Raw genomic sequence first — 12,125 nt, forward strand, 5'->3', positions numbered from 1 at the left:
CCCGTGCTCGAACTGGTCGTCCTGATCTCCGGTGCCGGCTCGAACCTCCGGGCCCTGCTCGAGGCGACCCTCGACGCGGAGTACCCCGCTCGTGTGGTCGCGATCGGCGCCGACCGCGACGCCGAGGGCCTGGGGCTGGGCGAGGAGTACTCGATCCCGACCTTCACGGTGCCGTTCTCGCGCTTCGACTCGCGTGCGGCGTGGGGGCGCGAACTCGCCGCCCAGATCCGGCCGTGGTCGCCCGACCTGCTCGTCCTGTCCGGGCTGATGCGCCTGCTGCCCCCGGCCGTCGTCTCCGAGTTCGGTCCGGCGATCATCAACACCCACCCGGCGTACCTGCCCGAGTTCCCCGGCGCCCACGGCGTCCGCGACGCGCTCGCCGCCGGCGTCTCCGAGACCGGCGCGAGCGTCATCCAGGTCGACGACGGCGTCGACAGCGGCCCGATCCTCGCCCAGGAACGCGTCCCCGTCCTCCCGGGGGACTCCGAGTCGACGCTGCACGACCGCATCAAGCCGGTCGAACGGCGCCTCCTCATCCAGACCGTCCTCGACATCGCCAACGGCACCACCGACCTGAAGGGCACCCCGAGCGCATGAGCGTGCACGCAGCCGACCCCAGCCTGTACCGCGACCGGGACGTCGTCCCCGTGCGACGGGCGCTCATCTCGGTGAGCGACAAGTCCGGCCTGCTCGAACTGGCCGGTGCCCTCGCCGACGCCGGCGTCGAGATCGTCTCGACGGGCTCCACCGCGGCGACGATCCGTGACGCCGGGTTCGCCGTCACGGACGTCGCGAGCATCACGGGCTTCCCGGAGTCGCTCGACGGCCGCGTGAAGACCCTGCACCCGTCGGTGCACGCGGGCCTCCTGGCCGACCTGCGTCTGGAATCGCACGAGCAGCAGCTCGTCGACCTCGGCATCGAGCCGTTCGAGCTCGTGGTCGTCAACCTCTACCCCTTCGTCGAGACCGTCGCGTCGGGTGCCGACACCGCGACCGTCGTCGAGAACGTCGACATCGGCGGCCCGGCGATGGTCCGGGCCTCTGCGAAGAACCACCCGAACGTGGCCGTCGTCGTGTCGCCATCGTCCTACGCCGAGGTGATCGAGGCCGTCCGGGCCGGCGGGACCACGCTCGAGCTCCGGAAGCGTCTGGCGGCCCAGGCCTTCGCGCACACCGCCGCGTACGACACCGCCGTCGCGGCGTACTTCGCGAGCGACGTCGTCCCGGGTGACAGCGTCCGGGCCGAGGCTGCGGCCCCGACCACGACCGGCGACATCGAGACCCCGGGCACGTTCGACGAGCGCCTGACGTTCAGCGCCGACCTCGCGGCCACGCTCCGCTACGGCGAGAACGCGCACCAGGCGGCAGCGTTGTACACCAGCGCGGACGGCACGGGCATCGCGCAGGCGACGCAGCTGCACGGCAAGGAGATGTCGTACAACAACTACGTCGACGCGGACGCTGCGGTCCGTGCGGCGTACGACTTCGCCGAGCCCGCCGTCGCGATCATCAAGCACGCGAACCCCTGCGGCATCGCGATCGCCCCCGCCGACGCCCCCGACCCGATCGCCGCCGCCCACGCCGCCGCGCACGCCTGTGACCCGCTGTCCGCGTTCGGCGGGGTCATCGCCGCGAACCGTCCCGTCACGGTCCGGATGGCGGAAACCGTGGCGGACATCTTCACCGAGGTCGTCGTGGCCCCGGCGTTCGACCCCGAGGCGATCGAGATCCTCGCGCGGAAGAAGAACATCCGCCTGCTCACCCTGCCGACCGACTTCGCGCTCGCCCCGCGCGAGGTCAAGCAGATCTCCGGCGGGTTCCTCGTGCAGGACGCCGACCGCTTCACCGGGTTCGACCAGTCCACGTGGACCCTCGTCGCCGGCGAGCCCGCCGACGAGCAGACCCTCGCCGACCTGGCGTTCGCGTGGAAGGCGAGCCGCGCCGTGAAGTCGAACGCGATCCTGCTCGCGAACAGCGGTGCGAGCGTCGGCGTCGGCATGGGACAGGTCAACCGCGTCGACTCGTGCCACCTCGCGGTGGACCGCGCCGGTGACCGCGCGGCCGGCAGCGTGGCGGCCTCGGACGCCTTCTTCCCGTTCGCCGACGGTCTGCAGGTGCTGCTCGACGCGGGTGTCCGCGCCGTCGCCCAGCCCGGCGGGAGCGTCCGCGACGACGAGGTCATCCAGGCGGCCAAGGCGGCCGGCGTGACGATGTACTTCACGAGCGAGCGGCACTTCTTCCACTGAGTCGAAGTACTCGGCGACCTCGGCAATCCTGGGGAACCGCTTGCGCACCACGTTCGACTGTGAATAGTCTGTAAGGCTCCGCGACAGGCACGCCGACGGCCCCCTCACGGGTCGGCGGCACCGCGGACACAACGGTGACGAAGACGACGACTGGAGTGACGATGAACACGACGACCGGAACCGTGGCGACGGCTGCCCGTGCGGGTCTCGTGCTCTTCGTGGGGACCGCTCCCGACGCACGACCGTTCGACGGAGCGCGCGGTGGACGACCGCGCATCGCCGAGCGGGCCGTCGCGCCGTACCCCCGCCGGGGTGCGCCCGCCGTCACGGCACCGCTGACCGCGTAGGGCTGCCTCCCACAGCCACCGGACGATGACCGTCGGTACCGCCGACGCCACCGACCACGGGCCCGCGCGAGCCCACGCCTGAACCCGGGGGACACCTGTCCCTCGGTGCACTCCGACCGAACCGACGCCGCGAGACGCGGTGGCGGACGGTCGCGACCGACCGGCGCCCGACCGACCAGGGCGAGCACGGCTCGAGCCGCGACCGATCCGCTCGGCCGACGACCACCACGCAACGGACACCGATCCTCCAGGCCGACGGCTGCGACAGCAGCGGCCGGCGCGGAGGCACCGGCACGACGCACGAGGACGCAACCGCATGTCCAAGACGCCAGACCAGGCGCGCCCGTCCACCGACCGCCCCTCGACCCTCCGCGCGATCGCGCGGATCTACCCCTACGTGAAGCCCTACCGGGGCCGCCTCATCGCCGGCATGGCCGCTGCGATGGGAGCCTCCCTGGTCGCGCTCGCGATCCCCTACGTGCTGCAGTGGCTCGTCGACGGTCCGCTGTCGTCGAAGGACTCCGCACAGATCTGGCCCGCCGGCCTGGGCGTGCTCGCCCTCGGTGTGCTCGAGGCGTTCTTCATCGCGTCCCGTCGGCGGATGGTCATGCGTCCGTCCACCCGGATCGAGACGAGCATGCGGAACGCGCTCTACGCGAAGCTGCAGGACCTGCCCGTGGCCTTCCACGACCGGTGGGAGTCGGGGCAGCTGCTGTCCCGATCGGTCTCGGACCTGTCGCTCATCCGCCGCTGGCTGGCGTTCGGCGTCGTCCTGCTCGTCGTCAACATCGTGACGATCGTCGTGGGCTTCGTCGTGCTGTTCACCTTCGGGTGGCTGCTCGGCCTGGTGTTCCTCGTCGCATCGATCCCGCTGTGGATCAACGGACTGCTGTTCGAGCGCCGGTACTCCGTCGTGGCGCGCCGCAGCCAGGACCAGGTCGGCGACCTCGCCACGAGCGTCGAGCAGTCGGTGCACGGCATCCGCGTGCTCAAGGCGTTCGGGCGCGGCCGGTACAAGCTCGACGAGTTCAGCGAGCAGGCCGAGGCGCTGCGCGGCACCGAGATCGAGAAGGCGAAGGCGATCGCGGGCATCTGGCTCTGGCTGCTGCTCGTACCCGACGTGGCCTTCGCGCTCTGCCTGCTCGCCGGCATCTACCTCGCGAGCCAGGGCGAACTGTCGGTCGGTCAGCTGTTCGCCTTCTTCGCCACCGCGACCGTGCTGCGGTTCCCGATCGAGTCGATCGGCTTCCTCCTCTCGATGACGTTCGACACGCGCACCGCCGTCGACCGCTTCTTCGAGGTGATGGACTCCGAGAACACGATCACGGACCCGGAGTCCCCGGTGTCGATCGCCGAACCGCACGGTGCGCTCGCCTTCAACGGGGTGCACTTCCGGTACCAGGACTCGCCGCCGCAGTTCCCCGACCTCATCAACGGGGTCGAGCTGCAGCTCCGGCCGGGCGAGACCATGGCGCTCGTCGGTCTGACCGGTTGCGGGAAGACCACGCTGCTGTCGCTCGTGCCGCGGCTGTACGACGTGACCGGCGGCTCGGTGACGATCGACGGGGTCGACATCCGTTCGCTCACCCGCGAGGAACTGCGTCGACACGTGGGCGTCGCGTTCGAGGACGCCACGCTGTTCTCGACGACCGTGCGGGACAACGTGCTGCTCGGACGCCCCGACCTGTCGGGGGACGAGGCCGAGGCCGTCATGCGCGAAGCACTCGACATCGCCCAGGCGTCGTTCGTGGACGACCTGCCCGACGGGGTCGACACCCGTGTCGGGGAGGAAGGCCTGTCCCTCTCCGGCGGGCAGCGACAGCGCCTCGCGCTCGCGCGGGCGATCGCGGCGCGGCCGTCCGTCCTCGTCCTCGACGACCCGCTGTCGGCGCTCGACGTCGACACGGAGGCGCGGGTCGAGGCCGGCCTGCGCCGGGTCCTCGCCGAGACCACGTCGCTCATCGTGGCGCACCGCCCGTCGACCGTGACCCTGGCCGACCGGGTCGCGCTCATGGAGAACGGCGTCGTCACGGCCGTCGGCACCCACTCGGAGCTGATGGCCACCAACGAGCACTACCGCTACGTCATCTCGTCGCTCGACGAGGACGACGTCACCGCACGAGAGGAGGCGATGGCATGACCCAGCAGGAGAAGAACCTGCCCGTCGACACGTCGGCGGGCCCGGGAGGCGCGGATCCCGTCGTCGACGACATCGCCGACGCGCAGTCTGCCGCGCCCGTCACCGCGTCCATCACCACCCTCGGCGTGCGCGGCGAGGAACGTGAGGACTTCACCAAGGCGGAGAGCAAGCGGCTCCGCCGACGCTCCCTCGCCCTGCTCGGGTCGCTCGCGGCACCGCTGAAGGCCCGGCTGGTGCTGCTGGCCGTCGTGGTCGTCGTCTCGACCGCGGGCACGGTCGCGGGGCCGGCGCTCATCGCGTGGGGCATCGACAACGCCCTGCCGGCCGTGCTCGACCACAACGACTGGGTGCCGGCGTTCGGCGTCGTCGCGACGTACATCGTCGTGGCCGTCCTCGGCGCGGTCCTCACCGCCTGGTACACGGTCCTGGCGGCGCGGATCAGCCAGGCGATCCTGTTCGACCTCCGGAAGCGGGTGTTCCTGCACACGCAGCGGCTCTCGCTCGAGTTCCACGAGACGTACACGTCGGGCCGGATCATCTCCCGCCAGACGAGCGACCTCGACTCCATCCGCGAGCTGCTCGACTCGGGGCTGAACCAGCTCATCCAGGGCGTGCTGTACATGGTGTTCACGGCCGTGGCGCTCGTGGCGCTCGACCCGACCTCCGGGATCGTGCTGGCGCTGTCGCTCGTGCCGCTGTGGTTCCTGATCCGCTGGTTCCAGACGAACTCGCAGACGCTGTTCCGCGCGACGCGGGTGACCTCGGCGCGGGTGATCGTGCACTTCGTCGAGACGATGACCGGCATCCGCGCCGTGCAGGCCTTCCGCAAGGAGTCCCGCAACCGTGACGAGTACGGCGGGTACGTCGAGGACTACCGGCAGGCGAACGCGAAGGTGTTCAACCTGTTCGGGACGTTCGACCCCATGCTCGTCCTCATCGGGAACGCGACGCTCGCCGCGGTCGTCATCGTCGGCGGGTTCCGCATCGTCGGCGGCACGCTCGAGGTCGGTGCGCTGCTCGCCGTCGCGCTGTACGCCAAGCGCTTCTTCGACCCGGCGCAGGAACTCGCGATGTTCTACAACGGGTACCAGTCCGCGTCGGCGGCGATGGAGAAGATCTCCGGCGTGCTCGAGGAGCAGCCGAGCGTGCCGGACCCCGCGAAGCCGACGAAGCTGCCGGAAGCGACCGGGAAGATGGACTTCGACGACGTCGTGTTCGCGTACAACGCGGGCAAGGTCGTGCTGCCCGAGTTCGACCTCCACATCCCGGCGGGGCAGACGATCGCGCTCGTCGGGTCGACCGGTGCCGGCAAGTCGACGCTCGCCAAGCTCATGGCGCGCTTCTACGACCCGACGCAGGGCTCGGTGAAGCTCGACGGCGTGGACCTGCGGGAGCTCGACCCGAAGGACATGCGCCGGGCGATCGTCATGGTCACGCAGGAGGCGTACCTGTTCTCCGGCACCGTCGCGGACAACATCGCACTCGGCAAGCCCGGGGCCTCCCGGGCCGAGATCGAGGCGGCGGCGCGGGCGGTCGGCGCGCACGAGTTCATCATGGCGCTGCCCGACGGGTACGACACCGACGTGAACAAGCGCGGCGGCCGGGTGTCGGCCGGGCAGCGGCAGCTGTTGTCGTTCGCCCGGGCGTTCATCGCGGACCCGAAGGTGCTGATCCTCGACGAGGCCACGGCGTCGCTCGACATCCCGTCCGAGCGGCTCGTGCAGGAGGGGCTGGAGACCCTCCTCGCCGACCGGACCGCGGTCATCATCGCCCACCGGCTGTCCACCGTCGCGATCGCCCACCGGGTGCTCGTGATGGAGTACGGCCGGATCGTCGAGGACGGCACCCCGGACGACCTCATCGCGGGTACGGGTCGGTTCGCCCAGCTCCACGCGGCCTGGCGGGACTCGCTGGTGTAGCGGCGCTGCCGGGCTGCACGACGTGGTTGGCTTGACCCATGAGCGACGACAGCGTGCAGCCCGGCGGCGTGGCCCTGCGCGACCCCTTCTACGGGGCACCCTTCACCGAGGCGGTGCGCCGGTTCTGGCGGAAGTACACCATGTTCACGGGGCGGGCGTCCCGCGCCGAGTTCTGGTGGTGGTGGATCACGTCCTTCGCGATCGGCCTCGTGCTGCAGCTCGTGCCGCAGGTGTTCACCCCGGACACGCCCGTGCTCGAGAACCCCGTCGGCTCGTACTTGTTCGTGCTGTGGGGTTTGGCGACGCTCGTCGGCTCACTCGCCCTCGGCGCCCGGCGGCTGCACGACGCGAACCTGTCCGGGTTCTGGCAGTTCCTGCACGTGCTCGTCGGCATCGGGTCGATCGTGGTGTTCGTCATGTGCCTGCTGCCCGCGAACCCGAAGGGCGCACGCTTCGACGCCTGAGCGCACGCCGCGCCGAGACGTCCGGGATCAGAACGGGTCGTCCGCATCCGTGGCGAGAGACCACCGCGCCCGCCGCATGTCGATCCGCCAGGTCGTCGACCCCTGCACGAGCGGGGTGCCCTCGGCCCGGTAGTGCTCGTGCGCCCGGGCCTCGTGGTGCACCGGGGGGAGCCCACCCGAGCGGACGACGCGCCACCACGGCAGGTCGGAGCCCTCGTGCGCCATCACCTTCCCCACGGCCCGGGACGCCCGGGACCCGAGGGCAGCGGCCACGTCGCCGTACGTCATGACGTGACCGGGCGGGATCAGCCGGACGACCTCGGCCACGGCCGCGCCGAAGTCGTCCGCAGCAGGAACCGGGCCGTCGGACACTAGAGCGTCAGGACCGCGAAGTGGTCGCCGTACTGGGTCTCACGGACGACCTCGAAGCCGACGGCGCGGAAGAACGCCTCGGGGCTGTCGTCCCCGCCCGGCTCGTACACGACGGTCAGGCGCTCGAGCCCACGGCTGCGCGCTTCGTCCGCGAGGCCGTGCACCGCGAACCGTCCGACCCCGCGGCCCTGGGCCGACGCCGCCACGTTCACACGCCAGATCGCGCTGCGGAGTTCTTCCTCGGCGTTGTCCTCGTCGAACGTCCCGATGATCATGCCGACGACCTCGTCGCCGTCGAGCACCACACGGGTCCACGCCGAGCTCGGCTTCACGTCGGACTCCGCCACCGCGTACGTCGTCGGCTGCACGAACTGCTCCTGCCCGGGCTTGAGCGTCAGGGAGTTCGCCGCCGCAGCAGTCGACGCGGAGAGTTCTTCGAGGCGGAGGTCCGTCATGTCGCTCAGGGTATCCGTGCGACCCGTGTGGGGGCCAGTGAGCCGGGGAGACCGATACCGCACCGTTGCCCCGGGCGCTCGGCTCCGGACTGCGCGGTATGGTCGCGGCATGGCAGAACATCGGCGTGGGGCGAACCTCCCGTCGATCGGGGGGTTCAACCGCACCGTCGTGCTCGACGCGGTGCGCCGATCGCCGGACGGGCTGAGCCGGGTGGAGCTCGCGTCGCGTACCGGCCTCAGCGCACAGACCGTGTCGAACGTCACGCGGTTCCTCATCGAGGCGGGGATGATCGCGGAGTCGGGCACGATCGTGTCCGGGCGCGGCAAGCCCCGCACCATCCTCCGGCTCGAGGCCGGCAGCCGCTACGCCGTCGGGGTGCACGTCGACCCGGCGGTCGTCACCTACGTGCTGCTCGACCTCGCCGGCACCGTGATCGCCTCGACCACCACCTCGACGCCGAGCGCGGACGACCCGTCCGAGGTCGTCCGGACCATCGCGAGCGCCGTCGACCGGCTCGTCACCGAGGCGCAGGTCGACGTGGACGCGGTGCTCGGCGTCGGCATCGCGAGCCCCGGTCCGATCGACGTCGACGCCGGCGTGGTGCTCGACCCGCCGTTCCTGCCGCGCTGGCGCGACGTCCCGCTGCGTGACGCGCTCGCCGACGCGACCGGCTACCCGGTGCTCCTCGAGAAGGACGTCACCGCGGCCGTCGTCGGTGAGATGTTCCTGGCGGGGGAGTCCTCGGCGCGGAACTTCGCCTTCGTCTACTTCGGCACGGGTTTCGGCGTCGGACTCGTCGTCGACCACGAGCCCGTGCGCGGGGTCGGCTCGAACGCCGGGGACGCCGGGCACATCATGGTCGACCAGGGTGCGCTCGCGGGGACGCCGGACGGAGCGGGCACCCGCGGCGAGGTGGGTGCCGCAGTCGCCCCGGACCGCCTCGTGCGGATCGCGCAGTCACGTGGGCTCTCCCTCGGAGGCGACCCGGCCGACGTCGCGGCCGTCGACCGGGCGTGGGACGCCCTCGCCGCGGCGATCGACGCGGACGACCCCGTGGCGGTCGGGCTCGCGACGGAGGCCGGCTCGGTGATGGGGAACGCGGTCGTCCTCATCGTGAACCTGCTCGACATCGACCGCGTGGTGTTCGGTGGTCCGTTCTGGTCGCGGATCGCCAGCGCGGCACTCCCCGCGGCACGGCAGGCGATCGTCGACTCGCCGCTGCTCGTCCCGAAGCACCCCGTCGCCGTGGAGGAGAGCGGACGCGGCGCCGACGTCGCCGCCGTCGGAGCGGCCTGCCTGGTGCTCGACGCGGCGCTGTCGCCGCGCGCCAGCGCCCTCCTCATCCGCCGCTGACGGGGCGGGGTGCCCAGGGCCGGGTGGACGTGACCGCGCACCGGACGGGAGGCGCGGTGCCGCCCCGCACCGCGCCTCCCGTCCGGTGCGCACCCACGGAGCGTGCGACACCGTTCGTTCACCTGCGGGCCACCGGCCGGACGCCCGCGTCCTGAACAGTCGTGCAGGTCCGCCCCCGACACCCTCGAAGGACCCTGCATGCGTTCCCGTGCCCTGCGCCTCAGCGCTTCCGTCTCGGCCGGCCTCGTGGTCGCCGCCGCCGTCCTCTCCGCGGCGCCCGCCTCGGCCGCGGTCGGCGACGACGACCCGTCGGTCGGTCCCGCGGCGGCGAACGGCCTCGTCGTCAACGAGGTCGAGTCGAACGGCGACGACACCGACTGGGTGGAGCTGGCGAACACCTCCACCGCGGCCATCGACCTCTCGGGGTACTCGTTCCTCGACGACGACAGCAGCCACACCGCGTACGTCCTGCCCGCGGGCTCGACGATCGCCCCCGGCGGGTACTTCGTCATCGACCAGCAGTCCGCGACCGCGCCCGGGTTCGACTTCGGCCTCGGCGGGGCCGACACCGCTCGCGTGTACGACGGGTCGGGGGCACTGGTGCTCCGGTACTCGTGGACGGCGCACGCCGCGGTCACGTACGGCCGCTGCCCCGACGGCACGGGTCCGCTCGTCGACACCACCGCCTCGACGAAGGGCGCGGCGAACGACTGCTCGTCCCCGGTCCGGATCAACGAGGTCGAGTCCGACGGCGGGACCCCGGGCGACTGGGTGGAGCTGACGAACGTCGGGACGACCACGGTGGACCTCGGCGGGTACGTGTTCAAGGACAGCGAGGACGCGCACGCGTACACGATCCCCGCGGGCAGGACGGTCGCGCCCGGCGGGTTCACCGTCCTCGACGAGGCGGACTTCGGCTTCGGGCTCGGCAAGGCGGACTCCGCCCGGGTGTTCGACCCCCGCGGCCAGCTCGTCGACTCGTACTCGTGGACGGCCCACGCGGCGACGACCTACGGCCGCAACCCGGACGGCACCGGTGCGTTCCAGGAGACCGCCGAGCCGACGAAGGGGGCGGCGAACCGGTTCGCCGGCGTCGTGACGGCCGAGGCGTGGCCCGGCGGCGCGGACGAGACCGTGCTCGACGACGAGGCCACCTTCACCGGTGACCTGAGCGGCATCGACTGGACGACGTCGAGCAGCTCGGAGGACGGGCAGCTGTGGGCGGTGCAGAACGGCGACGGCCTGCTCTACCACCTCGTCCCGGACGGCCGGGGTGGTTGGGCGCCGTCGAACGCGGCCGGCACCGAACTGCACTACGCCGACGGATCCGGCACCCCGGACGCCGAGGGCGTGACCGTCACCGCTGACGACCCCGGCGCCGTGTACGTGTCCACCGAGCGGAACAACGACGTGTCCTCGACGAGTCGTCCGGCGGTCCTGCGGTTCGCGACGGCGGACGGCTCCGAGAAGACGCTCGACGCCACCGACGAGTGGAACCTCGCGCCGGACTTCCCGGGGCTCGGGGCGAACGCCGGACTCGAGGGCGTCACGTGGATCCCCGACTCCTGGCTCACCGCGCACGGCTTCGTGGACCAGCACACCGGGGCGGCCTACGTGCCGTCCGCCTACGCGGGACACGGCGACGGCCTGTTCTTCGTCGGGGTCGAGGGGACCGCGAGCGGGTACGCCTACGCGCTCATGGACGACGGTTCGTTCCAGCGCGTTGCGACCATCGCGACGCCGTTCGCGGTCGTCGCGGACGTGCAGTTCGACCCGACGCTCGACGCGCTCTGGGTGGTGTGCGACGACGCGTGCTCCGGCCGCACGGCGCTGTTCGACGTGACCGACGGGGCGTTCACCGCGACGACGGTGTACGAGGCGCCGGCGAAGGCCGACCGGACCCTCGCCAACGAGGGGTTCGCGATCTCGGGCGTGTGCGTCGCGGGGGAGCGGGCGACGTTCTACGCGGACGACAACGACACCGACGGTTTCTCGCTCCGGACGGGGACGTACCCGTGTGCGGGCGACGGCGGGACGCCCGCGCCCGGTGACGGCGGGACGCCTGCGCCGGGTGATGGCGGGGCGCCTGCGCCGGGTGGCGGTTCTGCGCCTGCGCCGGGTGAGGGGTCGGCGCCGGTGCCGGGTGACGGTGGGACGCCTGCGCCGGGTGACGGTTCTGCGCCTGCGCCGGTGCCCTCGGCGTCCCCCGCTGCCGCGGTCGCCCCGTCCGAGTCCTCGCTGACCGAGGCGAACCGCGGCACCCTGACCGCCCCGGCGACCGCGCGTCCCGGCGAGACGATCACGATCGGCGTCGGCCCCCAGCACGCCGGGGAGCGCGTCCACGTGTGGATGTTCTCCACGCCGACCCTGCTCGGGACCGTCACGGTGGCCGCCGACGGCACGGTGACCGCGACGATCCCCACGGATGCCCCGGCCGGGCTCCACCGGATCGTGGTCACCGCCACGGACGGCACGGTCATCGGCTGGACCGAGATCACGATCGACCCGGCGACGGGGGAGCTCGCGTTCACGGGTGCGGACCTCACGGGAGGCATCGCCGCAGCACTCCTGCTCCTCGCGGCCGGCGCCGGAGTGCTGGTCCTGCGCCGACGTCGCGCGGCGCGGCCGTAGCGTCCGGATCGTCGGACGGGAGGCGCGGTGCGGGCTGGCACCGCGCCTCCCGTCCGTCGGCGCGTGCGGCCGGGGCGACACCGTCGCTGTCGTGCGACGTCGGTCGTGTCGCTCGTTGCGCGCGCGGGCTGCGGGCGCGCGGCTGGTGCGACACCGTCGCTGTCGCACGACGTCGGTCGTGTCGCTCGTTGCGCGCG

General features: G+C 72.1%; 10 protein-coding genes. 8 read left to right on the forward strand and 2 right to left on the reverse strand.

Going from position 1 to position 12,125, the window contains the following annotated elements; all coding sequences use genetic code 11:
- Positions 1-3: 3 nt before the first annotated feature.
- The 6 genes from purN (at position 4) to ACTJKO_RS07165 (ending at position 7,116) form a co-directional block, all read left to right on the forward strand.
- The gene (purN, locus tag ACTJKO_RS07140; RefSeq protein WP_440687131.1) at positions 4-597 is read left to right on the forward strand and encodes a phosphoribosylglycinamide formyltransferase; all 594 of its coding nucleotides are present in this window, start codon (positions 4-6) and stop codon (positions 595-597) included.
- Positions 594-2,246, forward strand: a complete 1,653-nt coding sequence (purH, locus tag ACTJKO_RS07145) for a bifunctional phosphoribosylaminoimidazolecarboxamide formyltransferase/IMP cyclohydrolase (protein WP_440687133.1) — start codon at positions 594-596, stop codon at positions 2,244-2,246. Before purN ends, purH begins: the two co-directional genes overlap by 4 nt.
- A gap of 161 nt (positions 2,247-2,407) precedes the next feature.
- The gene (locus ACTJKO_RS07150; protein WP_440687135.1) at positions 2,408-2,593 is read left to right on the forward strand and encodes a hypothetical protein; all 186 of its coding nucleotides are present in this window, start codon (positions 2,408-2,410) and stop codon (positions 2,591-2,593) included.
- Positions 2,594-2,909: 316 nt separating this feature from the next.
- Complete coding sequence (locus ACTJKO_RS07155; RefSeq protein WP_440687137.1) at positions 2,910-4,733, forward strand: ABC transporter ATP-binding protein; 1,824 nt, start codon at positions 2,910-2,912, stop codon at positions 4,731-4,733.
- Entirely contained in the window at positions 4,730-6,652 is a 1,923-nt protein-coding gene (locus ACTJKO_RS07160) for an ABC transporter ATP-binding protein (RefSeq protein WP_440687139.1), read from the forward strand. The genes ACTJKO_RS07155 and ACTJKO_RS07160 overlap by 4 nt, the downstream gene beginning before the upstream one ends.
- A gap of 38 nt (positions 6,653-6,690) precedes the next feature.
- Positions 6,691-7,116 (forward strand): DUF805 domain-containing protein, encoded by a 426-nt coding sequence (locus ACTJKO_RS07165; protein WP_440687141.1) that lies wholly within the window; start codon positions 6,691-6,693, stop codon positions 7,114-7,116.
- A 27-nt stretch (positions 7,117-7,143) separates the two neighbouring features.
- Here the strand turns inward: ACTJKO_RS07165 and ACTJKO_RS07170 are convergent, their stop codons facing one another.
- Positions 7,144-7,488 (reverse strand): MGMT family protein, encoded by a 345-nt coding sequence (locus ACTJKO_RS07170; protein ID WP_440687143.1) that lies wholly within the window; start codon positions 7,486-7,488, stop codon positions 7,144-7,146.
- Positions 7,488-7,943: a GNAT family N-acetyltransferase gene (locus tag ACTJKO_RS07175; RefSeq protein WP_440687145.1), complete on the reverse strand. Its 456-nt coding sequence runs from the start codon at positions 7,941-7,943 to the stop codon at positions 7,488-7,490. Before ACTJKO_RS07175 ends, ACTJKO_RS07170 begins: the two co-directional genes overlap by 1 nt.
- Before the next feature lie 109 nt (positions 7,944-8,052).
- On the opposite strand from ACTJKO_RS07175, the gene ACTJKO_RS07180 reads away from it, so the two are divergent.
- Together ACTJKO_RS07180 and ACTJKO_RS07185 are read left to right on the forward strand one after the other, a co-directional pair.
- A complete protein-coding gene (locus ACTJKO_RS07180; RefSeq protein ID WP_440687147.1) occupies positions 8,053-9,297 on the forward strand; it encodes an ROK family protein in 1,245 nt (414 codons plus the stop codon).
- Positions 9,298-9,495: 198 nt separating this feature from the next.
- Entirely contained in the window at positions 9,496-11,928 is a 2,433-nt protein-coding gene (locus tag ACTJKO_RS07185) for a lamin tail domain-containing protein (RefSeq protein ID WP_440687149.1), read from the forward strand.
- The last annotated feature ends 197 nt before the right edge of the window (positions 11,929-12,125 follow it).

This window comes from Curtobacterium sp. 22159 (assembly GCF_052045775.1).
In the GTDB taxonomy this organism is placed as follows: Bacteria; Actinomycetota; Actinomycetes; order Actinomycetales; family Microbacteriaceae; genus Curtobacterium.